This is a genomic window from Gardnerella lacydonensis (genome assembly GCF_048545055.1).
GTDB classification, from domain to species: Bacteria; Actinomycetota; Actinomycetes; order Actinomycetales; family Bifidobacteriaceae; genus Bifidobacterium; species Bifidobacterium vaginale_C.
The window spans coordinates 127,233-153,737 of sequence record NZ_JBKQXT010000001.1 but is presented as its reverse complement, the minus strand read 5'-3'; the positions used below and the strand labels follow the sequence as shown (position 1 = coordinate 153,737).

At 45.1% G+C, this 26,505-nt stretch carries 37 protein-coding genes; 10 read left to right on the top strand and 27 right to left on the bottom strand.

Features of this window, described 5'->3' with window-relative positions:
* Window positions 1–2 precede the first annotated feature (2 nt).
* From ACJV45_RS00705 to ACJV45_RS00675, 7 genes are read right to left on the bottom strand one after another with little or no spacing between them, the layout of a single operon-like run.
* Entirely contained in the window at window positions 3–854 is an 852-nt protein-coding gene (locus tag ACJV45_RS00705) for a phage major capsid protein (protein WP_419397424.1), read from the bottom strand.
* Window positions 855–871: 17 nt separating this feature from the next.
* Window positions 872–1,489 carry a hypothetical protein gene (locus ACJV45_RS00700; protein ID WP_419397423.1) on the bottom strand — a complete coding sequence of 206 codons (618 nt, stop codon included), beginning with the start codon at window positions 1,487–1,489 and terminating at the stop codon, window positions 872–874.
* Between the two features lie 26 nt (window positions 1,490–1,515).
* Entirely contained in the window at window positions 1,516–2,661 is a 1,146-nt protein-coding gene (locus ACJV45_RS00695) for a VG15 protein (RefSeq protein ID WP_419397422.1), read from the bottom strand.
* Entirely contained in the window at window positions 2,651–4,024 is a 1,374-nt protein-coding gene (locus ACJV45_RS00690) for a phage portal protein (RefSeq protein WP_419397537.1), read from the bottom strand. Before ACJV45_RS00690 ends, ACJV45_RS00695 begins: the two co-directional genes overlap by 11 nt.
* Window positions 4,024–4,683: a terminase gene (locus ACJV45_RS00685; protein WP_415681813.1), complete on the bottom strand. Its 660-nt coding sequence runs from the start codon at window positions 4,681–4,683 to the stop codon at window positions 4,024–4,026. The genes ACJV45_RS00690 and ACJV45_RS00685 overlap by 1 nt, the downstream gene beginning before the upstream one ends.
* On the bottom strand, window positions 4,680–5,807 hold the full coding sequence (locus ACJV45_RS00680) for a terminase (protein ID WP_415681812.1): 1,128 nt from the start codon (window positions 5,805–5,807) through the stop codon (window positions 4,680–4,682). The genes ACJV45_RS00685 and ACJV45_RS00680 overlap by 4 nt, the downstream gene beginning before the upstream one ends.
* Entirely contained in the window at window positions 5,800–6,324 is a 525-nt protein-coding gene (locus tag ACJV45_RS00675; protein WP_415702707.1) for a hypothetical protein, read from the bottom strand. The genes ACJV45_RS00680 and ACJV45_RS00675 overlap by 8 nt, the downstream gene beginning before the upstream one ends.
* Before the next feature lie 1,009 nt (window positions 6,325–7,333).
* Here ACJV45_RS00675 and ACJV45_RS00670 point away from each other — a divergent pair.
* The 6 genes from ACJV45_RS00670 (at window position 7,334) to ACJV45_RS00645 (ending at window position 10,674) form a co-directional block, all read left to right on the top strand.
* Complete coding sequence (locus ACJV45_RS00670) at window positions 7,334–7,537, top strand: hypothetical protein (RefSeq protein WP_419397421.1); 204 nt, start codon at window positions 7,334–7,336, stop codon at window positions 7,535–7,537.
* 10 nt (window positions 7,538–7,547) lie between these two features.
* Complete coding sequence (locus ACJV45_RS00665) at window positions 7,548–7,853, top strand: hypothetical protein (protein WP_419397420.1); 306 nt, start codon at window positions 7,548–7,550, stop codon at window positions 7,851–7,853.
* A gap of 171 nt (window positions 7,854–8,024) precedes the next feature.
* Window positions 8,025–8,594, top strand: coding sequence for a hypothetical protein (locus ACJV45_RS00660; RefSeq protein ID WP_415681973.1), 570 nt, complete (start codon window positions 8,025–8,027; stop codon window positions 8,592–8,594).
* A 29-nt stretch (window positions 8,595–8,623) separates the two neighbouring features.
* Window positions 8,624–9,661, top strand: a complete 1,038-nt coding sequence (locus ACJV45_RS00655) for a hypothetical protein (RefSeq protein WP_419397419.1) — start codon at window positions 8,624–8,626, stop codon at window positions 9,659–9,661.
* A gap of 67 nt (window positions 9,662–9,728) precedes the next feature.
* Window positions 9,729–10,355 carry a hypothetical protein gene (locus tag ACJV45_RS00650; protein ID WP_419397418.1) on the top strand — a complete coding sequence of 209 codons (627 nt, stop codon included), beginning with the start codon at window positions 9,729–9,731 and terminating at the stop codon, window positions 10,353–10,355.
* Window positions 10,348–10,674 (top strand): hypothetical protein, encoded by a 327-nt coding sequence (locus tag ACJV45_RS00645; RefSeq protein ID WP_419397417.1) that lies wholly within the window; start codon window positions 10,348–10,350, stop codon window positions 10,672–10,674. The genes ACJV45_RS00650 and ACJV45_RS00645 overlap by 8 nt, the downstream gene beginning before the upstream one ends.
* A gap of 765 nt (window positions 10,675–11,439) precedes the next feature.
* Here ACJV45_RS00645 and ACJV45_RS00640 read toward each other — a convergent pair.
* From ACJV45_RS00640 to ACJV45_RS00575, 14 genes are all read right to left on the bottom strand, one after another.
* Window positions 11,440–11,889, bottom strand: coding sequence for a hypothetical protein (locus tag ACJV45_RS00640; RefSeq protein WP_419397416.1), 450 nt, complete (start codon window positions 11,887–11,889; stop codon window positions 11,440–11,442).
* 381 nt (window positions 11,890–12,270) lie between these two features.
* Entirely contained in the window at window positions 12,271–12,501 is a 231-nt protein-coding gene (locus ACJV45_RS00635; protein WP_419397415.1) for a hypothetical protein, read from the bottom strand.
* A complete protein-coding gene (locus ACJV45_RS00630) occupies window positions 12,498–12,863 on the bottom strand; it encodes a hypothetical protein (RefSeq protein WP_419397414.1) in 366 nt (121 codons plus the stop codon). Before ACJV45_RS00630 ends, ACJV45_RS00635 begins: the two co-directional genes overlap by 4 nt.
* A 9-nt stretch (window positions 12,864–12,872) precedes the next feature.
* Window positions 12,873–13,082, bottom strand: coding sequence for a hypothetical protein (locus ACJV45_RS00625; protein WP_419397413.1), 210 nt, complete (start codon window positions 13,080–13,082; stop codon window positions 12,873–12,875).
* Window positions 13,082–13,369 carry a hypothetical protein gene (locus ACJV45_RS00620; RefSeq protein WP_419397412.1) on the bottom strand — a complete coding sequence of 96 codons (288 nt, stop codon included), beginning with the start codon at window positions 13,367–13,369 and terminating at the stop codon, window positions 13,082–13,084. Before ACJV45_RS00620 ends, ACJV45_RS00625 begins: the two co-directional genes overlap by 1 nt.
* 354 nt (window positions 13,370–13,723) lie before the next feature.
* Window positions 13,724–14,128, bottom strand: coding sequence for a hypothetical protein (locus ACJV45_RS00615; protein ID WP_419397411.1), 405 nt, complete (start codon window positions 14,126–14,128; stop codon window positions 13,724–13,726).
* 3 nt (window positions 14,129–14,131) lie between these two features.
* A complete protein-coding gene (locus ACJV45_RS00610) occupies window positions 14,132–14,749 on the bottom strand; it encodes a hypothetical protein (protein WP_419397410.1) in 618 nt (205 codons plus the stop codon).
* Window positions 14,750–15,145: 396 nt separating this feature from the next.
* Entirely contained in the window at window positions 15,146–15,691 is a 546-nt protein-coding gene (locus tag ACJV45_RS00605; RefSeq protein ID WP_419397409.1) for a single-stranded DNA-binding protein, read from the bottom strand.
* The gene (locus ACJV45_RS00600) at window positions 15,691–16,587 is read right to left on the bottom strand and encodes a recombinase family protein (protein WP_419397408.1); all 897 of its coding nucleotides are present in this window, start codon (window positions 16,585–16,587) and stop codon (window positions 15,691–15,693) included. The genes ACJV45_RS00605 and ACJV45_RS00600 overlap by 1 nt, the downstream gene beginning before the upstream one ends.
* Window positions 16,577–17,125 (bottom strand): hypothetical protein, encoded by a 549-nt coding sequence (locus tag ACJV45_RS00595; protein WP_419397407.1) that lies wholly within the window; start codon window positions 17,123–17,125, stop codon window positions 16,577–16,579. The genes ACJV45_RS00600 and ACJV45_RS00595 overlap by 11 nt, the downstream gene beginning before the upstream one ends.
* Entirely contained in the window at window positions 17,115–17,429 is a 315-nt protein-coding gene (locus ACJV45_RS00590; protein ID WP_419397406.1) for a hypothetical protein, read from the bottom strand. Before ACJV45_RS00590 ends, ACJV45_RS00595 begins: the two co-directional genes overlap by 11 nt.
* Before the next feature lie 423 nt (window positions 17,430–17,852).
* Window positions 17,853–18,188, bottom strand: a complete 336-nt coding sequence (locus tag ACJV45_RS00585) for a hypothetical protein (protein ID WP_419397405.1) — start codon at window positions 18,186–18,188, stop codon at window positions 17,853–17,855.
* Entirely contained in the window at window positions 18,185–18,388 is a 204-nt protein-coding gene (locus ACJV45_RS00580) for a DivIVA domain-containing protein (protein ID WP_419397404.1), read from the bottom strand. Before ACJV45_RS00580 ends, ACJV45_RS00585 begins: the two co-directional genes overlap by 4 nt.
* Before the next feature lie 226 nt (window positions 18,389–18,614).
* A complete protein-coding gene (locus tag ACJV45_RS00575) occupies window positions 18,615–18,914 on the bottom strand; it encodes a hypothetical protein (protein WP_419397403.1) in 300 nt (99 codons plus the stop codon).
* 3 nt (window positions 18,915–18,917) lie between these two features.
* Here ACJV45_RS00575 and ACJV45_RS00570 point away from each other — a divergent pair, with 3 nt between their 5' ends.
* Window positions 18,918–19,187 carry a hypothetical protein gene (locus tag ACJV45_RS00570; protein WP_419397402.1) on the top strand — a complete coding sequence of 90 codons (270 nt, stop codon included), beginning with the start codon at window positions 18,918–18,920 and terminating at the stop codon, window positions 19,185–19,187.
* A 92-nt stretch (window positions 19,188–19,279) separates the two neighbouring features.
* Here the strand turns inward: ACJV45_RS00570 and ACJV45_RS00565 are convergent, their stop codons facing one another.
* The 4 genes from ACJV45_RS00565 to ACJV45_RS00550 form a co-directional block, all read right to left on the bottom strand.
* The gene (locus ACJV45_RS00565) at window positions 19,280–19,600 is read right to left on the bottom strand and encodes a hypothetical protein (protein ID WP_419397401.1); all 321 of its coding nucleotides are present in this window, start codon (window positions 19,598–19,600) and stop codon (window positions 19,280–19,282) included.
* Window positions 19,601–19,727: 127 nt separating this feature from the next.
* Window positions 19,728–20,087 (bottom strand): hypothetical protein, encoded by a 360-nt coding sequence (locus ACJV45_RS00560; RefSeq protein ID WP_419397400.1) that lies wholly within the window; start codon window positions 20,085–20,087, stop codon window positions 19,728–19,730.
* Window positions 20,071–20,256, bottom strand: a complete 186-nt coding sequence (locus ACJV45_RS00555; protein ID WP_419397399.1) for a hypothetical protein — start codon at window positions 20,254–20,256, stop codon at window positions 20,071–20,073. Before ACJV45_RS00555 ends, ACJV45_RS00560 begins: the two co-directional genes overlap by 17 nt.
* A gap of 2 nt (window positions 20,257–20,258) precedes the next feature.
* On the bottom strand, window positions 20,259–20,492 hold the full coding sequence (locus tag ACJV45_RS00550) for a helix-turn-helix domain-containing protein (protein WP_419397398.1): 234 nt from the start codon (window positions 20,490–20,492) through the stop codon (window positions 20,259–20,261).
* A 189-nt stretch (window positions 20,493–20,681) separates the two neighbouring features.
* On the opposite strand from ACJV45_RS00550, the gene ACJV45_RS00545 reads away from it, so the two are divergent.
* Together ACJV45_RS00545 and ACJV45_RS00540 are read left to right on the top strand one after the other, a co-directional pair.
* The gene (locus ACJV45_RS00545) at window positions 20,682–20,942 is read left to right on the top strand and encodes a helix-turn-helix domain-containing protein (protein ID WP_419397397.1); all 261 of its coding nucleotides are present in this window, start codon (window positions 20,682–20,684) and stop codon (window positions 20,940–20,942) included.
* 313 nt (window positions 20,943–21,255) lie between these two features.
* Entirely contained in the window at window positions 21,256–21,936 is a 681-nt protein-coding gene (locus ACJV45_RS00540) for a hypothetical protein (protein WP_419397396.1), read from the top strand.
* 249 nt (window positions 21,937–22,185) lie between these two features.
* Here the strand turns inward: ACJV45_RS00540 and ACJV45_RS00535 are convergent, their stop codons facing one another.
* Window positions 22,186–23,367, bottom strand: coding sequence for a tyrosine-type recombinase/integrase (locus ACJV45_RS00535; protein ID WP_419397395.1), 1,182 nt, complete (start codon window positions 23,365–23,367; stop codon window positions 22,186–22,188).
* 158 nt (window positions 23,368–23,525) lie between these two features.
* Entirely contained in the window at window positions 23,526–24,731 is a 1,206-nt protein-coding gene (locus ACJV45_RS00530) for an ROK family protein (RefSeq protein WP_419397394.1), read from the bottom strand.
* 388 nt (window positions 24,732–25,119) lie between these two features.
* Here ACJV45_RS00530 and ACJV45_RS00525 point away from each other — a divergent pair, with 388 nt between their 5' ends.
* On the top strand, window positions 25,120–26,439 hold the full coding sequence (locus ACJV45_RS00525) for an ABC transporter substrate-binding protein (protein ID WP_016828742.1): 1,320 nt from the start codon (window positions 25,120–25,122) through the stop codon (window positions 26,437–26,439).
* The last annotated feature ends 66 nt before the right edge of the window (window positions 26,440–26,505 follow it).

Here is a 26,505-nt window from a genome sequence, read left to right as displayed (position 1 = left end):
AATCAGGCAGTCCTAGAAACAGAACCAGTAGTAGTGAGTTCGCATGTTGCAAGAGCTTCAGGACGAATCACCTTAGAGCCGTATACAAGCAAGCCCTTAACAATGTCGCTAAAGCCTTCCTCTTTACGCGCTGGCTCAATCTTAGAGAGTTGCTGCGCGAAAGTAGTAGCAATAGTAGAACCTGCGAGCATAGTATGCTTCGTATCAGTATTGCCTGGCATAAGATTAGTTTGATACACGGTGAAACCGTTCACATTACCAACGAAACCATTATGCAATGTTGCCGACTCAACAGCAGTATTCTTAACGAAACGGTCGTCCAAAAGCAGCATTCCGTAAACATCTGGGTCAACCACAAGGAACCTACCTGTGGTTGGAATATTCTGCTTACTCAAACGTACACCGAGAGAAACAATGCTTTCATACACGTCCTCAGGCTTAGTGTAAGTCTTCTTCAAAGCCTTACCAGCGGCGGCGGTAACCATAAGTCCGCCAACATACTTATCGACTTCGGCTGCAAGATTATAGGCGGCGCGCTCCTGGAATTTACCTCGCAAATCTTTACGAGATTGAACAGTATCCAAGTCGTCTACTTCAAAAGCAAACGCCTTAGATTGGTCAATCTTCAACACGCCAGCGTCAATATCAGTAACAGGCTGAATCGTTAGCTTGCCGTACTTTGTATAATCCTGAATCTGAATATCACCAATACCTGTGATATGTACAGTATCGCCATATGCGCGAATTTCTCCCTCGTAATCATGATTTGCAAGGTTTGCAAACACGAGAGAGTTTTTAAGAGTGTCAAGAATATTGGCACTCCATATTTCTGGGATAAAATTAGTAATAGCCATATTTTCTCCTTAAGTAATTATTTGCCTTCTAGAATGTTGTTGAGCCTGCCTTCCGCGTCGGCTTTTGCAATCTCGCTTGATGTCATGCCTTTAAGCTGCTCGCGCGTAAGTTGCTGAACAGTCTGATTGCGAGCGCCGCTAGGAGGCGTGCTTACGACACCAGTGTTTTGTTGGCGTTTCGCCAAATATGGACGCTCTTTAACAAGCGCGCCCAAAGCGTTGTTGATTTCCTCAGAATTGGTTTCGCCATCGTCGGAAACGGTGAATTTCGATAGGTCAAGGAAAATTGTTGCATCAGATGGATTCTCTAATACGCTGGCGGCAGCTGCGCGAATCTCGCTTTTAAGAACACGCTGATTAGCATTAGCGATAGCTTGTTGTTGGATTTTTGCGAGTTCTTCAGCTTTCTGGTATTCAGCCTCACGCCCCTGCAATTTCGCATACTCTTCTTCCATGCTTTTGTATTTATCGTTTTGCTTCAGCGCCTCTTTGAGCTTGCGCTCAAGATCACGATTCACATGCTGCTGTGCTCTGTATTTCTCATTAGCTTCTTCTTGAGAAAGCAACTGTGGTGCTTGCTGTAAATCCTCATCTTGTTGAGAATTGTTATCATTATTGTTTACACCATCTTGCATGGTTTTCTCCTTTCGTTGACTTTTCGTCACCTATAACCCATGCCGTTTGACATGGAATCAGAAATCTTTCCATACGCTTTACGTAAACCTTTTTCAGCTTGTGCAACGCGCGCTAAATCTTCGCTTTTAACAGCTTCTTGATAAATCTGCTCAGCACGCCTAACGGCTGGGTTTAATGACCACAAGCCGCCGACGTTCTTCCTATGCTCATACCTAAACTCACGAGGCAGAATATAACCGTTATCCTTAAGCCGTTGCACAGCCTCTTTACGACTCCCAGACGCCCAACACTCATCAACAGTTAGTCTCCTAAAAGGCTTGCGCGACTTGTCTTTAGCAGACGGCAAAGTGAACCCTTTATCTTTCAGCTGTAATGCAAAATAAGAACGGCTAGACTTGGTAATGCGCGTGCTATCAAGCCTGCTATTCACAATCTGACCAATATCAGCACCAGCACGAATGCTTCTTGCGCCAACTATTCCAAAAGTTTTATTCTGCTCAGACTCGCTCATTCTGTTAAACAGTTCAATCGGAGATGGAGCAATATCCATAACAGATCCAACGTCGTCCAGATTGACAGGCAAGTGGTAACAGTGACAATTCATATGACGCTCAAAACCAGTGTTATAACGGTAGATTTTTCCGCTCAGCACTATGCACCATTTACAAGCATCAGCATTACAGCAACGAATAAACCCCATATGCTTGCGTGTGGCAATATCAGCTTGCTGCGCTTGTCTAATCACATCTGCTAGATTCGTAGCAACACTAGAGCTAAACAATCCGCCAACACGGTCTAACGCTTCGTCTGCACTAATCCCCTCTTTTATAAATTCAAGAGCACGAATAGCGGGACGGTCAATCCACTCATCTAACGCCACGCCGCCCGCACTGTATCCCGAAAAACTGCGCGCATTAATAAGCCCATCAGGTGCTGAATATTGCCCAATTTCAGCCATAACGTCAACATTTGCGTCCAATCCAGCGTTAACAGCTTGCTCTTGAACATCGCTTAATATGTCGGTTAGAGGTTGTTTAATGTGCGCCCATGAGCCACGAATGTTGTTCTTATCCACACGACTCCATGCGTGACGCGCTGCACGTACTGCAACAGTCTCACGAGCAGCCACGCGTCTATGGAACGTGTCCACTGCTTGAAGATTACGCGTCATGCTTCAACTGCCCTGCAATCTTCTCAAGAGTCGGATCACTCATCTCCTTCTCGCGCATAGCAAGAACACGCTCAATATCACGAGGACTCAAGCCAGCATATTCAGCAACATATTCAAACGGGAATCCAGCTTGACGCATCTTAATAAGCCCGTCCATCATTTGAGCTTCACTGCGATACTGAGGATTAGCAAACTTCACCGTACTATTACGCACAAGCAAAGCAGCACTACTATCACCTTCAGTAAGCATCGCAAGCCAACACAGCTGCTTCACGCCAGCGCGCAAATAAGAGATACGATCAAGAATCTTATTCACTAAGCCAGCCTCGGCAACCTCATAGCCAGTCGCTGGCACTTCAGTAGACGTAAGCAAATAGTGTGACGGTGTGCGAGTCTCAGCTGCAATATGCTCAACAGCCTTCTTGATAACAGGCAAAAATGCGTCCAATTTTGCTGGCTGCCACTCTGCAATCTTCACATCGCTACCAGTAATCTGATAGATTCTTTCAGTCGCCTGCTTGTCGAGATTGGCTGGCTGAGTGCCCACAAGATTGCCATTAGTGTCGTAAACATTTTCTTCAAGCCGCTCCCCGCCAAGGATTACACGAGCTGGCAGAGAAGCAAAATCAAGAGCATTAAGTAGGTAAGCCCAAAGAACGTTCACAGTGTCCTGCATGGCTTCAACCTGCTCAATATCAGATATTGGAGAACGGTCAAGCATGCACTGATTGCGAAACTCAACCATCGGAACTGCGCCAAGCGGATTAGGTTGAATCGTAGACTCATCTATCGCCCAATTTTCCACACCAGTAGAACCAAACGATTTGTCAGCATTCTTCCGAACAAGCACATAACAGTCAGGAAAATACAGTACGCCAGTGTCAGAGCCTTCACCGCCAAGAGTTAAGCCAACAGTAGGCGCGCCTGTGCGTGGGTCAAACTCCATGGCGCAAGAATCAGGATTCTCAAAAGTAATACGCGCGTGACCGTCAGGCATTTGAGTAACCAACCCATATGATCGGCGCGCAACCATCATCATAAGAGCAGCCTCACTAAGCCCCCTATCAGCATCAGAATCCTGCCACACACGATGCAAAGAATCAGGCGCAACACTACTATCAGGCGTAATAAAACCCTGAAAATGGATTCTTTCTACAGGCGCTTGAGCCACAGTAGAACACCAATTATCAGAAAACGAGCTAAAGCGATTCTCCATATACTTCTTAAACTCTTTGCTAGTAAATGGCAGCTTTCCGCGTCGCCCTCGAAAATACTCAACATGCTTCGTAATATCCGCTTGACGTCCAATAACCTGCATTAACAGCCTACGAAGCACCACGTTCGCATCATCAACACTAATCATCACCTAAGCCTCCTCGCGTTCGATGGAGAATAAATAAGATTCCTCTTTTCTTCACCCCAACCGTCCATACGCGCATCACATGCCGCCTCATGCGCAAGAATCGTAGCCACAGCCGCATCAATCTTTCTATCCTGCTGAGGCTTGCCAAGACCGTATCTTTCAGCCGTCTTAGGAATACGCCGCGCGTTCACAATATGCGCGTTAGTAATAGGGCAACCATCATGCGTAATACGATGCGTACTCAAATCTTCCTCAAAACGACGCAACGCCTTATAAACAGCCGTAATACGGTTGCTGCCGTTCATAACCCACGGCACAAAAACACGCTCACCATATGCGCGCGCCCAAGCGTCAATCTGCGACTCCCAGCTCATCTCATCTTTAAAACCCGGGTCACAGTAAATACGCACAAACTTATACTTGTGCGCAAGTTCGTCCATAGCGGCAATAACCTCACCTCGAGGAATACGACCACCCCACTCTTTAGGATTCCAAATCGTAGGACGCTGATCGTACCCATAGCGAGGCGTGAAAATAAAACCACTCAAAGTCTCGAGCTTAAAACACGTAAAATCATCATTTTCTGAACCATCAAAGCCGCCACACACGCTAGTGCCAGCTGGCGGATTCTCAAGCCATAACTCATGTTTTTTACTCAATCTTGATACCCTCCATAAGCCTCAGCCCACTGCGATTCTTCAATCCAAGCTCCAGCACCCTGCACAAGACGATTACCAAAAAAGCGTTCAGCCTGCGAAGGGTCTGTTTTAAGCAAGCTAGCCGCCTCAGCCTCGATACTATCCAAATCAACCCAAGGCGACCCCTTATACACGTACTCAAGAATCTTGCGTCGTTCGCTACGCTTCAAAAAAGACATTAAAGAACCATCTTCACGCCTCAACTCAGGCGCTAAATCAGGATTACGGTAAAACACAAAAACGTCAGGGTCGCCGCTTTCCACAATCTGCTGAGCATAACTATTCTCAGTAGGGTCATAAGCGTTAGTCCACGCATGAGTCCTGCCTCCCATACCAGCAGCACCACGACGCTGAGTCTGAGCAACCTGCACCATGCCATTAGAAGACGTATACAAGCCAGCCTCGTCTTGCTCTGCATCAGTAATAGGGTTACCCAAACGGCTGCGAGCAGAAGACGTCACAATATCGATACGGTCGAGGTCGGCAGCATCGCTCACATCGCTATCGCCGTTAAGCACGCGAATAAAACCCTCACGAACTCTTAAACGCTCTTTTAAAGATCCAAGCAAAACCATAGCTTTCAAAGGACGATACATGTTAAGTACCTGGTCTTCGCTGTTTGCGGTCAGCTGAATAAGCGGCGACGGCTGAGGTCTACCCATAGGTTCCCCTGGCAAATACGCATACTCAAATCCACAAGAGCAGCCCCAATCAGAGCAACGGTAAACATCGCCTTTTTTTGCCCAACCATTAAAAACAGTAGGTCCTACAGCTTCAGCAGCAACAAACGCCGCCGCACACGGTCCTTTGCCAGTCTTCTGAGGCGCCACACACAATGTTTGACGATATGTAAACGCCTGATTTAAAACCATAGGATTATCAGTCGTAACCTCTTCAGGAGGCACAAACTTAGCATCCTCACGAATGCGCCAACGGTTAGCAGCAAGCCAAAACTGCCAGTCAGCAAGCACAAACGGCTTGCCACGATTAAAACCATCAGGTTGCTTACAATGCGCTTGAATCCACGCATCAATAACATCGGCAAGAGTCGGAAAGTCAACATGCCAATTATCAGAACTAAGCATCATCACCACCACGCATACGTCGAGGCAAAACACGAACACCGTCAATCACGCTCAAATCGCGAGCAGAATCAACAACAGTATCGCGGCGAATACTCCAACCAAAACCAGCCATAGCAGCCTCGCTCAAACCAATACGATCAGCAAAACGAGGCAACAAGCCACGGTCAGCTGCCGACGCTCCAGCCTGCTCACAAATCACAAGCTGCCGAGCATACAAAGCAATCTCAAAAAACATGTAAGAATACTCAGGCATACTCCAAGCCTCAGCCTGCGGCAAACTCCATAAATGCCGCCAAACAGTCTTCTCACGGCTAGCAAAACGCTTTTCGCCATTAGAATCCCTAACCCCCTCAGTATCAACAACACGAAACGGAGGCAAAGGGAACTTAGGTATTTCACCAGCAAACCCATCAGCCGAAAGTACTAAAGCTTTAACACCTTTTCGCAAACTATTGCGCGAATGCGGATCAGGCGCGGGACCACTACGAACCCTAGCTCCACCACGTCCAGAACCCATAAAACCTCCAAAAATGCTAACGTTTTCAATGTTTTTAGCGCATTCGCGACACTCGCGGATTTTTCAAAAAATAGATAGGCTCAATTATTTGCAAAAAATCCAAAATCGTTGGTATTTCGCCGTTTTCCCCAAATCTTTTGAACCCAGCGCAACAAAAAGAGAGTTAGGCAGCGCCTCCGTAAGTCGATACCATATACCCCTATCCCCCATGCTTTTTTCAGGGTCTTTAGGGCTGTTTTTTGCAAACGTTTGCAGGGGTTATATCCGCCGCATTTTTAGAGTGCTTACTGATGCTGCTGTAGGATGGCGCCAGCAGGGCGCGTGCGTGCGGTTTTGATGTCGTGGCATCTTTTGCATAAAGCACGCATAAAACGCGTGTCATTGGGATTTTTGCCTTCAGCGATAAGCTCGAAACGCTCAAGCGGATAATGATCTGCAATTGTGGCTTTTTGCGTGCATAATCCTTTATGTGCTTTGCATCCTTCGCACTGACAGTAAGGATGGAGTGCTAGGAGCTTAGCTCTTGCTTTCCTGTGTGCGATGCTTTTATATGGGGTGCGGTCGGTGGTGTGCCTGATGCGCTTGAGACACTCTTTGCACGCACGGTCTTTGGCGGGTATGAGGGTGGGACAGCCTGGGGTGGGACACGGCTTGAGCATGAGGGGGGCTTTCTATATATACGTATATATATGGTGCGCGCTATGCGCTTGTGGTGCGTACGCTTTTGCTTTTATGCGCGCGCGGTTTTGCTTTTTGCATACGCTTTTATATGTGGAGGTGCTGCACTGGGTGGAGTCATGGGGGGTTCTATAGGTATATGAAAAGGGGGCGGCTTTGGCTGCCGTCCCCTTTTGTTAAGTCTTTTTTGTCTTTATATATACTTATCGCTTTGCTCTATGCTATCATGTGGCGGTTTTAAGCCCGACACGCCGAGGTTGACAAAGGTGCGGCACGTGGTAGTATAGAAAATGTCAAAAAAACGAGCGAAAGCTCAAACAAGGAGTTAAAAATGGTTTTAATGATTCAGGCGCAAGATTTCTGCGCAATTCTTTTCGCAATGAACATTGCTTATTTTGTATCTGATGTTTTCAAGGTGGATTGGAGCGATTGGCGTAAGGCTTTGCGTGGCGTTGTTTCTCTTTTCTGCGCGCGTTATTTGCCGATGATGGTGCTTCTGGCTGTGGCTTTTGTCAACTGCCCTGTTGTGTGCTAGGAGGCGCGAGATGAAAAGCATTGAAGAATATTGCTACGATTTAGAAGACCTTTTGGGAGGCGGTTTTAAGCCCGACGAGGATAGCTTAAAATGGGTGGCTATTAGCGTGAGTGCATACACGGAAAGGCTAGCGACCGCTCTTAAGCTTTCAAAAAATTCAGACAATCCGCAAATTCGCACGATTTGGCAAAAACTGCTGTTTCTTTCTCAATGGGTCGAACGTCGCCCCGAGCGTGCAGCCGATGATAAAACTAGAAGTGCGATCCTTTATACGGTTGCGCAAGTGTATCAGGCGATGGAATGGGGGCTTATATAAAAAGAAAGACCGTGACGCGTCATTGTCAAGAAGGACGACAAGGATAACTCGCCCTTTGCGCCACGGCTTTACTAGCCTATCATGCGACACGCCGAGGTTGACAAAGGTGCGGCACGTGGTAGTATAGAAAATGTCAAGAAAACGAGCGAAAGCTCAAACAAGGAGTTAAAAATGAATAGATACGAATACGCTTATATTATGAAAGACCGTCTTGCAAGGACTTTATGGCTTGGCGCCCCTCCAATGAAAACGTGCCTACCTCTTGCGTGGAGTGATGAGCATAACGGCTTTGGCTATAAGATGCTAGGCGAGGCGCGCAGAGTCACGGATTGGCTGCCTGTAGATGTTCCGCCTGAGTATATCAGGTGTAGTGGCGGTGAGCATTGGCTCGCTACTGAGGACAACGTTAGTTTTAATGGTTATCACCAATTACTCAGAGAGCAAGTGTGCAACGCGTGGGCTGCTATCATGCCTCAGCTTGCGCTAGCGACATGCGCAGAATTACGCGACACAATCGCAGCACATGGCTTATATCGTCGCAGCTTTTTTGTAAAGCCTGGCTGCCTTACTTTAGATAATGGCGTTGTTTTACAAAAAGGCGAAAGATTAGACGAAGAAAAAGCAGCGCTCGCAGCTGTAGAGGCTTTTTATAAGAAGCTGCAAGATAAAGGCGATAGTCTTTTTTCCAATGAAGAAGAAGACGAGGAAGAGCTGGCAGCGGAAGCTAAGGCGCTTTTCTAGCATAAAAGTAAAGTAAAAAGGAGCATAAAATGAACGCAAAAATGGTTACTTTGGATGACCTAAGGGATTTAGAAACCGCCGCCGACGAAAAGGCTTTCTATAAGATTATCGATGACACTATCGCACGCCGCGGCACGACGCTTTACAATGAAAGCGACGGACTTTATATTGAATATATTGACTACACTGCACCGTGGCTAAGTAATGAAGATTTAGCCGAGTTTTTAAGCATCGATATTAGCGAGTACTCCAGCAGCGAGGATTGCGACGCTTTGCAAGATATGCTATCTCACGCATACCAGATGCACGAGGACGAAGTGGACGCGCGCATTCTCTGGCTTGCTCGCGATGAGATTATCGACGCGGCGCGTGAAGTTTTTGAAGAGTCCCACTCTTACACAACCGAAGACGACACGGAGCATTTACACTATATCAAGCCTTCTACTAAAGAGGAGATGGAGGCGAATGGCGTTAACACTAGCAAGCCGGCGCGCATTAAGCTTAGCGAAGCGATTAAAAGCTTAGCAGTGCAGCGCGTAGGCGTTGATAGCTTTAATACCCCTACGGAGGCTTTAGACGCTATAAGGCTAGTAGGCAAGTATACGGAAGAAGAAGTGTACAACGCGGCGCAGCGTACTAGAGATGAGGAAGCCATTGGGTTTATGGAGTATATAGACGCGCACGCGCTCAATCTTTACACTACAGACTGGGGCGATGAATTGCGGCGGATCGTATTTGAATTACTTGAATCTTTCGAGTGCACGTGTGATTTTGAGGACATACACCGCGGTAAAGAAAAGCTAAGCGACCTTATAAAGCTACTGAAAAGTGATGATTTTGAGCGCATATATAGCAAAGATGACCTCGCTACAGATTACATCGATATAAACGCGGCAATTGTACTAGGTGGCGCAATTGATAGTTTTATTGATTGGATGCAAGAGCAAGAGCAAGACGATAGCGGCTTGCAAAGTCTTAAAACACGCCTTGATGAAAATAGCGCGCTCGCATTTGATAAGACTTTCCGCACAAGCTTAGCTGAAGAGCTACAAAAACTTTTAAAATAGCAAAAATAGCATAAATGCCGCATGTGTAGACGTGTGGCATTTTAGCGTATCAAAAGAAAGGGCAAAAATGCGGATTAATGCGGCCTATAAGGAAGCTTTGAAAAAGATTTTAGAGACGGGCGACATGTCGCGCGTAAGACAAGAAGAAAGAGAGTATTACAACGACACAAAAGAGATTGCTTTTTGGATACTGCCTATAGGTAAAGAGCGCACCGATACCGTCGTAAAGGGGGTATATGAGGACGACTTCTCATGCTTTGCGAAAAAAGCAGAAAAAAAGCATGAGCTAGTAGTGCAAGTGACCGACGCTATCAAAGAGTTTTTATCTCTTGCTGAGGAGACTCAAGAGTATGACGAAGTGTCGGGCGATGCTATGCTTGCGCTCGTAGAGTGGCAAAAAGCATACAAAGAGTGTGCAGACGCGCAAAGAGAGTGTAGCGTTCTTGCCGGTAGTGATAAGGATTTTCAAGCCGCGCGCAAAATCGCGCAAAGCAGCGTAGCAGATGATGGCGTGCGGCGGTCTGCTAGGGCAAAAATGAGGATCATTAAAAAGCGCATCGTAGAAGAGAATCGCAAGGTTTTTGAGCGCTGCTATAAGGCACAAGAGGAGCTAGAGAAAGCACGCAAGGAGATACAAGCACGAGTAGAGACGGACCCACTAGAGTACCAGGAGCCAATGAAAGATGATGAGTGATTACGATTTTAGAGCTAAGAAGGATGCGCCAATGTATCTGATGGCGCGCGACGTGGCTATTTTGCTGGATTTGAAAAAAAGCGCGGTATTACGGTATTTGACGACGGCGCGGCGGCATTATAAGGACGGGTGCGTTAAGCCTTTTGACCTGCCGCTCCCTGACGCTCTGGCTGGGTTTAATCTTCGCGCGCCGCTCTGGCGTTACGATACTATCCGCGATTGGGCGGCGCGCCGTCCATATGCGCCCGTATTCTTGCCAGTGTCTGAGGCTGAAGGCTTGGCGCTGCTCCGTGAGTATAGCGAAGATGCGAAGGATTAGGGGGCTTTATGGCTTGCCTCAATGTTGTTGTTAGTGAGAATCTTCTCGATAAGCGTATGTTTTTGCAAACGTTTTCAGTTATTGATAATGATTCTCATTAACAATAGGGCGGATGTGGGTTTTCGCAATCGTTTCATAATTTATTAAAAAATTTTTAAAATTTTCCCCCAAAATTTTTTAAAATTTTGCAAATTTTTAAATTTTTCCCGATTTTCGCCGAGGCTTACGCTAAGCTATCCTTCTTCTCTGTTCTTATGGTTTAAGACTGTTCACGCTCCCTTGATGAGAATAGTTTATTACAAGCCTTGAAAGCGTTTATAATAAATGGCTTCACTTGTTTCGCATGAAGATTATGTGATACTAACCCAAACAACAACAGTCAATCGCTTTACAGTAAGAGTTGTTGGCAAAACTGTTTGCGCTCGCGGATACCGTGAGTATTAATTGTGTGCGTATGGGATTATTGCAAAAATAGGTTTAGCATGTCGGCGATGTCGGTGACGTGCTGTCACAAGCATAAAATCCAATAATAACAACGTGTCGGCGCGTCGGCGGCGTCGGTTTACATATTAGAGTGTTAGGCTCTGTTGAAAGTATTCGAGGATTCCTCGGATAGTTTCGGACGATTTCGGACGATTTCGGACGGATTAATAATTTACTCTTGGACCGTTTTTGTTGGACTGTTCTAATTAATATTATGCTGTGCCTTGTTTTATGATCCTATAACACATGTATGTTTGTGTAACAATGTTGCGCGCGAATATGCTAAATGCGTGAAGGCTTGTATATATGACCGGGGTTTTTTTCAACTTTTTTCGGACTCGTTTCCAGACCCCCCCTATTGTTTTTAAGCCTGTTTTTAGCGTCCGCTACCATATCCGCTACGATACTACTGCAACCACACTTGCTGCACGTGTAGGTCTTATCCCACGTGTGCGCTGATGCTGGCGCATTACATTTCGGACATACCCCTATAGGGTGTTTGATTTCGTCGGGGGTAGTGAGCGTATCATAATCACGTTCTATCGCCTGCCATTCTCGCAAGTCGATTACTGCGGCTGGCAGCTGCGGAACACGCTTCACATTCTCTCCTAGTATGCGCAATGCTGGCACAAGAGGTAAGCTCGCGTAACGCGCATTAATCTGCCCTAAAACTACACAACATTGTGCATGAATACGGTCAATCAATTTTAACGCGCGAGTATTCAATGGCATTGGCGGCACACCACGTGACGGCGTGTGCCCTAGGTGCGTGAGCCTCACCTGCTTGTAAGCAATTTGACGCACGATAGTAACCTGCGCTGGTAGTGCACGGATTATTTTCGCATAAGTGTGGCGGCATTCACGGCATAACCTGCGTTCGCTACTATCGTGCATTCTTTTCCTTTACTATTTTTTCTTGTCTTCGATTGGATTATTGTTTTCGTCGAGGCGTAGGATACGTTGTCCCAGTTCACTGTGTGGCTTGCAATGGAGCAAGTCGTAGATCCAAGCAACAAATCCAAATATCACCATTGCGATGAATAGTATTATGCTGATTACCATTATTGTGCCCATCATGAGTTGTTCCTTTCTCTTGGCATATTCTCGCTCTTCTTATTGTACTCTTTCGGCTGGTTTGCGGTGCATGTCTGCCATCTGCTTTAGCGCGTGCGATGTTCTGCACCATGGATTATCGAGTGCTTTCTCGTAGTTATTGCCGTAGATTAAGCACGGTGGAATGCTTATGTATTCGTCTGTTGTTTCATTGTGCAGGACGGTTGGATTGCCTTGGTCTATTTGGTTGGCTTCCATAAAGGCTTTTAACCCAGCTTCATACGGTTTCATTCTGCAGCATCAATCATATTTTCAAGTTCGGCGATAACTTCATGCACGTATCCGTTTCGGATAAACCAGTGCCAGAATTCACACGCGCGCGCATGGTTTTTATTTTCTAATAAAAATAATCTGCGGCTAATAGCATCTCGAGTTCTGGGATCGTCCACCATTATCTTGCATTCAATGCCGTTGTAGTATGCGTCTTTTGCGCACACTAACGCTTTCTTTAAATCGTCAACGCCGCCTTTTTTCTGCCAGCGGAAAACGTACTGTATGACTTGTGCCCAGTCTCCTGAGTAGTAGCGGCTAATGTCGAAACATTCAAAGTGCGTTTCGCCATCATCGTATTTGTAGTAGTCTGGTGTGCTCATGATTTTCCCCTATTTCGTGTGGTTTGGTTCTTCCAGTGGCATTCGCGCCGTGCAATACCCGTAGTCGTCTGTCAAGTATTTGCGGATCAGCTCATCGTAAGCATCTAAGTATTGGATTGCGTCGTCTGGTACGTGTGGCGATATTTCACAGTATGCTTGGCTCATGCGTTCTCGCACGCGCTCAATCGTCTTATCTTTCTGACTCACATTTACTGCCATTATTTCTCCAAAATGTTGATTGTCTTCCACTTGCTGTCTAACACGGTTCGCCATGCGCTTGTGGTGCGTACGCTTTCCATGATGCGCTCCCCCGAGTCTTGCAACCGCCATGTGACCACTTGCGCGTGCGTATTGGTTACGCCTTGCAAGTAGTCGTGTACGATTTCGCCGTTGGCGCGTATTGCGATTACGCTTGCGCCGTCTAAATCGTTTGGGTGTGTGTATCCTAGCGCACGCAAGACTCGTGTTAGATCTACTTGTGGTTGCTGAATATTTGTCTTTTCCATTCTTCTGATACTGTCGTGTTTTTAATTATTGCTTTTATATGCTGCTCTGTTAGCCCTGTTTGCTTACATATGTAGCTGATTGGTATGTTGTCCGCATACCATTTGCGGATTAGATCTATTGCTTTTTTATTTACCATGGTTGTACCGCTTTTGGTTGTTTGCAGCCTGTTAGAGTGTTCATGTATTGGGCTAGGTTGTGGTGGGGTGGGATTTTTTTGACGTTGATTTTTTGATTTGTGTAAATTGTGATTGACTTGTAGTGTGGTGATAGGGAGAATCCGTATGAGATTATTGTGAGGTATGCGGTATCAAAGTGTTTTCCTTTGATTATGGATCCTGTGTATTGGGTTTTTCTCATTTCTTGTTCTCCTTGTTTTCGTGTGCTTCTTCATACCAACGGTTTGCGTCGTAAATCATGCTTTTGAGCACGTATAAGGGCATTGTCACGTATTGCTGCCCGACGGTTTGGAGTGTGCTAATTCCTGTGCCGTGTTTTTTGTGTATTACTGCGTAGTAGAAAGCATTATCGTTGTGTGCTTCAGCTTCCGCCTCACGCATGTATTCTGCTAGTCGCATACGCGCCTCATTTTTGCATTCGAGTACCATGCGATGTCCGCAAAACGTGACGCCGCTGATGTCTCCACGGTCGCACGTACCGTTCAAGGCGCGGCGTTCGATAGTGTCATCGCATAGCTTGTCTTTTAAGTATTCGACGATTGCGCTTTCAAACGCCGTGCCTTTCTGTTTTTGCCTGCTCATTGTTTAGTCCTTGAGTTTAATCACAATGCGTTTTTCGCCGTCCTTCAGTGGCGTATCGTCTGGGGGTATTCTTATTTCTTTTAGTGTTTGGAACTCGCAAATTTTTCGTAGTATTTCTGCCATTTCATTCTCATCTTCTTTATTGTTTTCAGTATTGGGTTCGTCGCTTGGCGCTTCTTTATTTTCTGCGGCGGGTGGGTTTGTTGCGAGTGATGCTAGCTTAAGGTATGCGTCGGTTGACACTGTTAAAGAAAGCTTAATGTTGCTACCGTCTGGTGCAGCGTCTACTTGGTATATGAGGTTTTCTGGGTCGCCTTTGTGCGCGTCTTCCTCGAGTATTTCTAACGCTTTCTCAGTAAATATTTTGTCCAGGGAAAGTTTTTCTGGGATTGGTCGTTCTTGAATTGTAGCGCCGTCATTGCTTTTTGCGATTGCTTTTATACGCTTGTAGTCTTCTTTTGAAACGTAAGCGGTGTAGTCAATTTTGTATGCGACGTTGTATGGTGAGCGAATTTTTGTTAGGGTGAGTCGTGGATTGTCTGCTGGCTCTAGGCTGGTTTTTAGTACGTCCAGTACTTTGTCAGCGTTAATGGCATCGATGTAGCATTCGTTTACTTTCATTTTGTGTTCTCCTTTTTGTTTGGCATGAATTTTGCTTCGACTAGGTATTCGCTCATGCATGGTGTTAATCGTGCGTCGTAATGTCCTCCGCGTGGTTTGCGGAAGGCTACGAGTCCTCCGTGTCGGATTTTTGATGCGAGGGGTGCGGCTGTTGAGCGTGGCACTGTTGCGATCTGTATCCACTTGTTTGGGGTTTTGCGGCATTGTTTTGCTAATGTCACATAGTTGTCGTGGGAGCGTTTGGTGCGCGGGCTGTCTATGACCGGGTCGTATGGTCTCAGTACGCCTGTGCCTAACGTAAATGCGGTTGTATCTACTGCCATGAGTGGCTCTGGTAGTTTTCCTGTGAAGAGCGCGATTATGCGCTGTCTGAGTGTGAGTTTCATTTTGCGTCTCCTAGAATTCTGGGTCGGGTTCAGCGTCTGGGTTCCCCCACTCGTCGGCTTGTGGCTGAGTATTCCATGGGTCGGATTGCGCGGCAGCCTGTGGTTGCGCGTATGATGTGAATCCTTGTTGTGGCGCTTGCGTGGGTTGCACTGACGCCATTTGAGGGGTGGCGCCTACAAAGCCTGTGCTTGTGCTGATTTTTGTGACTTGGCATGTGGCATATTTGAGGCTTGCTCCGATTTCATCAACGTCCATTTCCACTACTGTGTGTTTTACGCCAGCTTGGTCTTCGTAAGAGCGTTGTCTTAGTGTTCCTGTTGCGATTACTCTCATGCCTTTTGCGAGGCTTGAGGCGACGTGCGCGGCGAGGTCTCGCCATGCTTGGCATCGCATAAATAACGCGGCGCCGTCTACCCACTGATTCTGGTTTTTGTTATATACGCGTGGCGTTGATGCGATTGCAAAGTTAGCGACTTGTGCGCCCGACTGCAGCGTGCGTAATTCTGGGTCGTCTGTTAGGTTGCCCACGATTGTGATGGTTGTTTCTCCAGCCATTATTGTTCCTTTACTTGTTGTTGTGCTGCTTCTTGGGTACGTTTTGTGCTTTGTTCGCGTATCCAATCGCGCGCTTGGTTCATTAATGTTTGCGGATTGTTGAGGATTGCTTCAGCGAGAGCATAAGTCATTCTTGGTTCTGATGCTGGCAGAACTCGTTCATGTATGAAAAGTTTTATTAATTCTTTGGTTACTATTCCAGCGTTTTTCAAGATTTTTTTAATTTCATCTCTCTGCTCTGTTGTCGCCGAACGCGACAATGGCGGCTGCGATTGTGGCTCGTTGACTACTTCCGCTTCGATGATTTCGACGTTTTGCTTAGGCTTTACGGTTTTTGTAGAGTCTACTGTTTTGTTTTGTGTAGATTCTACGGTTTCTTCTACTTTTGCCTCTACGTCGTCAAAGTCGCTCATTTCGTCTGGCGTGTAGTCGATGCCGCATAATGCTTCGCTGCAAGCGTCGCGCGCGCAATCTGTGATAGCGCGCTTTTTTAGCATTGTTGCTGGCTGCTTAATATAGTTACTGTTGTTTAACAGTCCCATGCGCTGTGCCCACGCTCTGTCGCGTTTTGATACAAACGGGCGGTCTGGGTCGTCGCGCCTAATGATTGTGCATGTAGCAGATTCTTTGCCAGGGGTTTCGTTTACTTCGATTCGTAGCTTGTGCCCTGCTTTGCGTACTTGTGCGGCTATAAGGCTTGCGCTCATTGTTGGCTTGCCTTTTATTACGTTGATTTCGCTTAGGCTTTGTATAGGCGAGATCCCCACACTTTGCCCTAGTGTTACTGCTACGAAGATGTCGGCGGGCTTATTGCGATAGGCTTCTGGCACTAGCGTAGATTCTGCGTATAGGTTTGCTATATCTTTTTGTTCGCTGATGGTTAGTTCACCACTCATCTTCTTCGCTGCTTTCTTCGATTTGTGAGTTTACATTGTCTGCTATTTGTTTAAGCGTCATGCTGTTGTTGGCAAAGTCTGAGTTGAGTTTGACTGTAACACTATCTTCCTTACCTCCGCTGAGTGTGACACAATCTGGCACGTCTCCATGATGCGCTTCTATTAGCGCGTCGATAAACTTTGTGTCGCACGCTTCAATGCGTGGCTTTATTGTGTCTTCCCATGCTGGCGCCCCGTTAGGGAGCAGCCACTCTTCTTCTTGAAGGCATCTTGCGTATGCTTCTTGGTCTTTGACTTTCCACTTTGCCGCATAGCCTTTAGTTATGCTTATGTTGCCGACTGTTTGACCGTTTGCTGTTACGGTTTCTCTTGCGAGTGGAGAATCGTTTCTCTTTCTCCACATTTTTTTAGCGTATTCTAGAGCCTGTTTTCCTACGGCTTGCATTTTGGTTACGTTTATTATGTATTGCGCTAGTTCGCGGTCATTGAGATTGCTTATTTGTTCTTCAAGTTTTGTGATTTCTTTTTTACCACTCATCAGGTTCTCCTTTTTGTTTGCTGATTATTCCTGCGATAAGTTTTTCTACTTCACAGCGGTAACGCCATGCGTCGTCTACGGATTCAAGAAGCTGTTCGTGCTCGCTGTTGAATTCGCTATTGAGTTCTTGCCATGCGTCGTTTGCGTCGCTATATTTTGAGTAAAGTTTTTTTGCATCTTTTTCAGCTTGTATGAGCGCGCTATCTTTGTTTTTTGCATTCAAGAGTTCGCGTTCAAGACGTACTTCTTCTTCTATTGCTTGCTTATACTCTGCTAGTGCTTCTGCTAGTTTGTCTTCGTCCATTTTTCCCTCCTTAGTCGAGTAGTATGCCGAGTAGTTCGTTGTAGGCTTTCTGGTATTTTTGCGAGTAGTATTCAGCTACGCCGACTTCGTGGATTCTGTTTTGTCGCTGTTTTTTTAACGCTTTGCGCATTTTCTTCGCCGCGCTGAGAATCTGTTTCTTCCGTCGCATATTCCCACACTTAGCTATTAAGGCAAGCGGCAATTGCGTAAAGAATCACGCTAATTAGCGCAATGAAAGACGCGAATGCCATGTATATTCCGCATGGGAGAATCCACTTATCTAAAGCGTGAGTGAACGCGGTACTAATGCACACTACAGCGCAAAAAGTAGTAGGGGCAAGCACGAAAATTATGCGTGCTAAAACTTTGCCAAATGTTGGGTTGTTCATTTTTTCCTCTCAGATTGTTTATGGGATTTGTTTCTTATTTTTCGTTTGGATCACTTTCACTGATGAAAAGTAGCATTTTCATCGTTTTGAAGAGGTCTTTTATTTCCTGTAAGGTTTCAGCTCTTTTGACTGTTTCGTCTAGTGGTAGATTCACGAATTTGACAAAGAGCCTGCCTTGCTCTACAGCGTAAAAGCTTATTAGCGTATCGATTTTTTCTATTTGTGAGGCGTTGTTGAGCGCGTAATCGCATGATAGGGGGTAGCGTATTGTTGCTTCTAATGTTTTGTACGCGTTTATCATTTCGTCGAGTGTCGCGGTTTTCCTATCGCATGTCTCGACGAATGCTTTTAACGCTTCGTCCGTTGTCATGCGATGCCTCGTATTGTTGATGGGATTTGAATATTGTGTGCTTCGAGTAGGCGCTTCATGGCTAGGAGCGCGCCGCCTAGCGTGCTGATTGTGCGCTCGCATTCGTCTAACAGTTGGTCCGTTTCTTCTAGGTCGTAGCCTAGTCCAAACGCGCATGTGCTTAGTTCAGCTTCTCGTACTTGTTTTGGTGTGAGTAGCATGATGGTTCCTTTCATTTTTTTAAAGGGGGGCACGGTTAAGCGTGTGTTTAAGGGTTTGTTTTTTTAATTGGCGCGTCCCCATAACCGTGCCCTTTGTGCGCGTGCGAAGAGTCGAACTTCGCGCCTCTAGCTTTTTGCTTGAGTACATGACGAGTGAAACAATTTCAAGAGATTCCGTCTCAGATTTTTGTTTCGCTAGAGTGCCGTTTTACGCGCTTAAATTTTGTTAGTTTATTTTTTTGCCGAGTTGTTTATTCCACCAGGTTTCTGCGCTTTTTGCGTCTATGAGTAGTGTGCTGCCGCGCTTACTGTCGCTTGTGGCGGCTTTTAACTTGCCGCGTGCGATTAGCTGTTTTACCATTGGTATGCTTAGCGAGTACATGGTGGCGAATTCTTTCACACTGTAGGCTTTTTTTACTTGCTTATTGGTGTAGATCCGTTCGATTCGGTCGAGTTGTTCGTCGATTCTGTCGAGTCGTTGGTTGAATCGTTTGATGACGTCTTGGCTTGTGTATTCTGTATCCATTCGATGCTTTCTCGTGTTGCTCTTTCTTGTTTGCTGGCTAGTGCGCCAATTATTGAGAAGATTATTAGTAGTAATCCTGCTGGTAAACACAGGTATGCTGGTGGTTGTGTGAATGCTGTGAAGACTAGGATTATGCCTGCTACTGCTAGTATTGCGGATATTGTTAGGCAGAATGTGTATTGTTTTTTGCTCATTGGTTTTCTCCTATGTGTGGTTCTGCGGTTAGTGTGCCAAGGACTCCTAGTGTGGCTAGGAGGATTCCGAGAAAGTTGAGTCCGTTAAAGTATGCGATGTTGTGGATTGCTAGCCACATGCCTGTAGCGAAGGCTGTTAGGCTGATGATTATTGTGAGGTATGGGTATTTTTTAGCGAACATTTCGTGGTTTCCTTTCTGTGTGTTCGAGTTCGTCTTCTAAGTGGATTTTTTGTTTGTATACGGTCATTACTGCCGCGTCTGCGGTTTGGTATGTTTGGGTTGCTTGTTTGAGTTTTTCTTTCACGGTTTTGAGGTTTGTTTTTGTTTCTTTTGTTACGTTTGCTGCGAGTTCTCTTTCGGCTTGTTCGCGGTCGAGTATGGCTTGTAGTCGATTGTTTTCAGCATTGTGACGGTTTTCTAATACTTGTGCGAAGGTGGTTTTTATGTGTGCGAGCTTTTGTTTTAGTTCTTTGATTGTTTGTGATTCCATGATTGTTACTCGTTTTTGAAGATTGTGGTGATCATGTATACGAAAATGCCTGTGGTAATGCCTATGATGCCTAACGCGCTAACGAGTGCGGTTATTGCGTCGATTAGGTGGTTAATGTTTTGCGGTGTCATTTTTCTGCTTCTTTTGCGATTAGTTGCCACATGCGGTTTTGCGCGCCTCTTCGCTGGTCTCGTGCTCCTATGAGGTGCCAGTGCGCCATTTTGTAATCCCAGTTGTTTTCTAAGGTGTCTAGGATTTTGCGCGCTTTTCGCTGTTCGATGCCTATTTGTTCAATGAGCTTGTGCTCTTCTGTTTTGAGTTTCTTGCGTTGTTCTCTGAGTTTGTTTATGTTTTGTTGTGTTTTAGCGTAGTCTAGGGTTTCGTTGATGAATTGATCTTTTATGTCCGTGTAGCCTTGTTCGGCTTCGTTGTATTTGCGCGCGGCTGTTATCCAGTCTTGTGCGGCTTCTTCAATTTCTGGTGTCATTGTTGGCTTCTTCTTTTTTGGCTTGTTCTAGTTGTTCGTCTATTTTGGCGAAGGTTTCTAATTTTTCGCGGTAGTCTGCTGCGGCGTTTTGTTTAACGAAGAGGGCTTTATACATTTCAGCTATTGCCGCGTCGCGTTTTTCGCTTAGTTCTTTGATTTTGTCGCTCATTGTCATTCCTTTGCTGGTATTTTGAGAAAGCTAAAAGTAGAGCGTTTAGTGAGATCGGCAAGCTTGTCAAGCTCTCGGACATTAAAGGAGCTTATTTCTGGGGATTGTAGCCGTCTACTCAATGTTGATTTAGCAATACCCGTTTGCCTTGATGCTTCAGCAATGGTGTAGCCAGCTCTCTCTAATGCTTTTTGCACATTAAGTGCAACATATCGGTTTGATTCGTTTTTTGTCATACCTTCATAATACGCCCAAATGGGCGTATGTCAAGACACAACACGCCCGAATGGGCACAATAAAACAAAGATGTAAGAATTTTATATATATAATAAAGCGTTGATATTCCGCCATTATTGGCGTTTTCTTAAAAAATACGAACCCAAATGGGCGTCACAAGAACCGTACATTGATGTAACATATAAAGCATGAACAGAATAAATATTATGATTGCGCGAGTGCTTTCAGAAGAGCGCTTAAAAAAGGGAATGACTCTTAAAAAGCTTTCCGAAAAATCTGAGATTCCGCGCCGAACACTCGATAGAGTCATGCAAGGAGAACGAGATATAAACGTTTCCCAACTGTATCAACTCGCTACAGCGTTAGACACTACAATCAACGATATTGCAGATAAAGCTGAGCTTTATCTCACTGAAGACGCATTGGAAAATATCGATGAGAAAAATTAAAAATGCGCGAAAGCGCGTTATGAAAGTGTTATGTAATATGTTATGTATGTTATGTAAGGTGTAACATCAATATTACACCAAAGATGTAATATCAATGTTACATAGAACGTGACATCAATGTTACATAGAACGTGACATCAATGTACGGAAAAAATGAAAATTTTACTAATGTATGTAACATTAATGTACTTATAATTTAATAAAGAAAAGCCCTATCGCAAAGTGTGGTACTTGTGAACGATAGGGCGCGGAAACACGACAAGAGTCTCCGCCTATAGTGTATCACATTAGGCGGAGGCGGAAAGGTAAAGCAATGGGGTTCAGAAACGCTCAAGCCGTCTCCACCTTAGCAAGCCAAGGTAAATTAAACAATACAAGAGGACTTATTAGGTCTTTTAGCTCTGATGAGTATGCAATATTGATAACGCTAGCATTATGTACAGCGGACTATCCTCTCGATATTGATGCACAGCGCAAAAATTTATTACCACGTACATATATGCACGGTTGGCGAGAATTATCTAAAATGCTAGGAATGACACTGCCTGATGACTTATCTAATATATCCGTAGTTGGCAACGAGCCGCATGATTTTAAGAAAGAAGAAACCGCACGCATTCGCGTTGGTAGGATCATGAAAAAATTGCAAAGCAAAGGGCTTGTTAAGTGTCTCAAAGATGGTAGGTACACTAAGCGCAATAGCGCTGTATGGTTTTTAACCATAGGCACACCGAGCGAGAATGCAGCGTGTGAAAGATATATAAAAATGCATTTATCGCTTGCTGCGCCTAAGCCAGAATCTACGCCGTCTATAACGCAAACCGTGAATCAAACCGCGAGCGCTGCTAGTCTCTTGCCGCGCCCACCTGCAATCATTACGGCTGATGACTCCCCAACACCCCCAACCGTTGAAGATGAGCGGCAAGACGATACGCCTAAAGAAAAGCCACAAGCGCCAGTAAGGCACTTTATTGGCTTTAGAAGCCAAACGTGATAGAATAGTAAGCATATTAAACCTCTCTTTCTCTCTGATAATTGAATAGGTTTCTCAAACCGAACAAAGCGCGCTAGTAGTTTTTATCCCATTTTCTGCTAGCGCGCTTTACTTATATAAAAAAATAGGATACGGGTTTTAACACCGTATCCTAGAGTCTCCACTTACACATGGCAAGCGAGTTAACAAACGCCGCCGCAACGACGTAGGAAACTCCTTCTACAAACAGTAGACGAGCTACATTCAATATTACTCGCCAAACAGCCTGCCGCCAAGCGCCTCAGCCTGCTCACGGCGTCGTTCGTCCGCCGCATGCTGATACACCATAGCAATTTTCGGATCTGAGTGCCCTGCCATATCCATCAGCTCTTTAACAGTCGCGCCACTCTGCGCAAGCCACGTCAAACAAGTGTGGCGTAAAGCGTGAAAGTTAAGACTCATGCGCACACCAGCACTCTTCTTAGCGTTAGTGTAATACTTTCTAATCATGCTTGTTCTAATAGGCTCACCGTGATTCAGTGTTGCAGGGAAAAGCCAATCAGACTCGGTAAGATTAAACGTTTTAATATGTTCTCGAATCATTGGCACAAGTTCGGACGGTATAGGCTCTGTACGCGTCGAACGCTCTGTCTTTGGACTCGTAGTAGGTTCAAGCGCGTTCGGCGTCGTGGTGCGCGTTCTTTCCACTCTCAGCTTATGCGAGCGCAACTCGATGTCACTAACTTTCAGTGCGCATACTTCGCCAATACGCAATCCAACGAGCGCCGCAAGATAGATACTAAGCGCATACTGAGGGGGCATCGCCTCATAGATCAGTTTGATTTCGTTTTCTGTTCCTGGCTCAATCTCTTTCTTGCGAGTCACGTTAGGTTCTGATTCTATCAGCGGATTTGTGGATAGTAGTGGCGGCGTGCCGTCTAATCCAGGTTTCATCGCCGAGTGAATCATAGCGCGCAACACTTTCATTGTGCAACGCACCATGTCTGGCTGCGACGGGTCTAGGCTTTCTCTAAAATCGTGCACGTCTTGAGCCGTGATTTCACTAATAGGTTTGTCTCCAAGAACGGGACTAATGTGATTGCGATAGTAGCCTTCATTATGATATTTTGTGCTAGCTTTTAGTGGCTTGCCTCTAAAGCGTCTTTGCTCAAGCCAGTCGGGAAAGTATGCGTCGAAAGTAATAGTTTTTGCCGCCTCGCGTCGTTTAACCTCTTGAGGCGGCACCCAAATGCGCTCTTCTATCTCATACTCTGCTTTTCTAAGCCAGTCTTCGGCGGCACGCTGCTGCATGATAGGGAAACTCTTAGACTGCACTTTAGGTAAGTTCTGCCATAGGCTAAACGCATACATTGGCGTGTGATACCTTGCGACTATCCTAGTTGGACTCTCCTTGTTCGGACGATAGCTTAACGTCCCAAAATCTTTTATCATTTCTGCTCCTTGTACTCAAGCGCTGATATGCCAAACGACACACCAAACGACACACTTAGTATACCCATTTCGGGCGTGTTTAAGAGGGGTAAAAAGCATGTAACACGCCGTAAGAATGGCGGAATATCAACGATAATCGTTGAAAAATCAAGGAAAACTCAAAACGGCTTTATTTCAATAAGTTCGAATCCCACAGGGGGCACTTTTTTATACTCATTTGCATTTCGAAGCACTGCCTGTACAACAGCGATGCTCTCACCACGTAAAACTATGTCACTACCGCAAGAACATTGCTGTACACGAATAGAATGGTTTTGTAATGTTGAGGCGGCTTCGGCATTAATTGCATATTCCGTTGCACCTAAAAATATATCGTCAACAATATCTTTTGAACCGTATACAAAAATATCATCTAAATCAAGTAAGCTAATCGACGGAGCAAGTACATGCCCAAGCGAACGACCTGCTTCCTGTAGTATTGTCGTTCTGTCTAAAGGATTCTCATTAATTCTTCTTCGTAAGTTTGCTGCAGATATAAAAGTCTCTAAACAACCACGCTTACCACATGTGCATTGTGGACCATCTGGATCAACAACTACGTGACCGATTTCACCTGCAGCATGATGAATACCCAAAACGAGCGAATCATCGATTAACAATGCTGCGCCTACGCCAACAGCGATTTGAACAAAAATGCCAGTTGCTCTGCCAGTCCCACAAAAACGTTCACCGATCAAAGCACTATTCGCGTCATTATCTACTGCACAAAACTTACCAAAATGTTGTTGAAACATCTTACGTAAAGGTACATTCTTCCACCCAAAATTCGCAGTTTCAACTACTACACCATCTTCATCAACAATGCCTGGGACAGCAACACCAAAACCAAGTATGTGCGAGGCACCATCAAGTAGTGACTCAGCTAAAGCAATTACAGTTTCAGGCGTAACAGCAGTAATTTTATCAAAGGATTTTTCAACCCTAGTTACAATTTCACCGCGTAAATTCATAACAGCAGCTTGCAACAAAAATGGCATTGATAAGTCCAGAACAATCACATTCCAATATTGATCATCTACACTTACTAAAGTACCTTTTTTACCAGGTCGCGTTGGTTGTTCATATCCATTTTCCATCAGAAAGTGTTTATCTAACATGTCAGACACGACTTCGCATGCAGCAACTCGCGATAATCCGGTTTTCCTTCCAATTTGTGCTCTAGACATAGGACATGATGAAAAAATTTGTCCAAAAACCATCATGCGATTATTGATTCGCACATCAGCGGGTTCATGTTTTTTAGTAACTGTCATAGAAGGTGATAGAAAGCAAGACAGGGCATTATCATCAGTTGTTCCAAACATGACACTCCTCAAATATAGGGCTGTTGCAGCATACTGAAAGTAAGTACTACATCGTACCATCCCACCAATAGGCCAAATCATCAGGAAAATTGTTGTCAGCGCATGCACTCACAACAAAATTTCACAATACACTATATTGTACTCTCTCAACCATTGTAGCCAGCCACAACGCATACGCGCTAGGCATAACTACCATAATTACCATAATTCTTAACAATGATTTCATCCCAATATACACACAAGTGTTTGTATATTTCTTGGCCTTTACAACAAATAAATAATTTGTTAAGATAGTTAACATTGAATGTTCCAACGACATAGATGCCGCCGGCAATCAATACACAACTCGTCAAAGTCGACAAGTAAAGCTTCAAAGAAAGGAAGCGCCATGCATAGTGGAAAGAAAATTATTGGCATCATTGCAGCAGCGAGCGCCGCTCTACTATCGCTTGCTGGATGCGGTAACACCAATAACTCGAGTTCATCAGCGCAAGTTGATACTAAAACACCTGTTAACCTCACTGTGTGGACTGGTAATACAACACCAACAAAAGCAGCAGCAGCAATATTTGAAAAGAAATATCCAAACGTAAAAATTAAAGTAGAAACTGTAACAGACGCTTATCAGGCTTTGGATACAGCCATTCAAGCTGGATCTGGAATTCCAGACGTTATGGAATTTGAGTACTTGACAGTTCCTTATTTCGCAATTCAAAACAAACTTGTAGATTTAAGCACTCTTGGCGCAAATAATGATAAAGGCACATTTGTGAAAGGCGCATGGCAGGACATCAGCTTCAACAATAAGCCATACGCAATTCCAATGGATTACGGCCCAAGCGTTATGTTCTACAATAAGGCCATATTAGAAAAAGCAGGAGTAAACAAAGTACCAGAAACTTGGGAAGAATATTACCAAGCAGCTAAGAAAGTAAAAGCTCTCGGAGACAAGTACTACATAACAAATGACGCAAGCGATATCTTCACATTGCTATCTCTTGTATGGCAAGCTGGAGGGCATCCATTTAAGGTGAACGGAACCACTGCTCATATTAACGTAAAAGATCCAAAGATGCAGGAAGCTGTATCTTACTATCAGAAGATGATTCAAGAAGGATTGATTGCAACTAATATCAAAACTTGGTCCGATGATTGGAACAGAGCTTTAAACGATGGAACTATTGCCACACAAATCATAGGAGGATGGTTCACCTCTAGCATTAAAGACCGCGCTCCAAAACAAGCTGGAAACTTCCGTGTTGCTCCTATGCCTCAATGGAAAGCAGGCGAACAGTTGAGCGCAGAAAACGGCGGCTCTGGCTTTGCTATTCCAGCGAAAGCAAAGAATCATCAATGGGCTTGGAAATTCTTGCACTTCCTTGCCTACGATAAGGAAGGCGTGAAAGCACGCGTTGATGCTGGAGTATTCCCTCCAAATGTTTCCGTACTTAAGAATAGCGAGTTCCTCTCTTCTACTGACCCTTACTTCGGAGACCAGAAGTACCGTGAGCCTATTGCTGATTCAGCTCAAAAAGTAGGAGAAGGATGGCAGTACCTTCCGTTCATGGAAAAAGTGCGTGATCTATATGGCGACAATATGGATTATGCAAAGGTTGCCAAAGGCGAATCACTTCAAACGCAGCTAGAAAACTGGGCTAAGCTGTGCATTGACTATGGAAACAAGCAGGGCTTCACAGTAAGCAAATAATGTTTACTCATAGTAGCAAATAAACTCATTACCATTTTAAGGTGCTGTTGGTGCTACAACACCAGC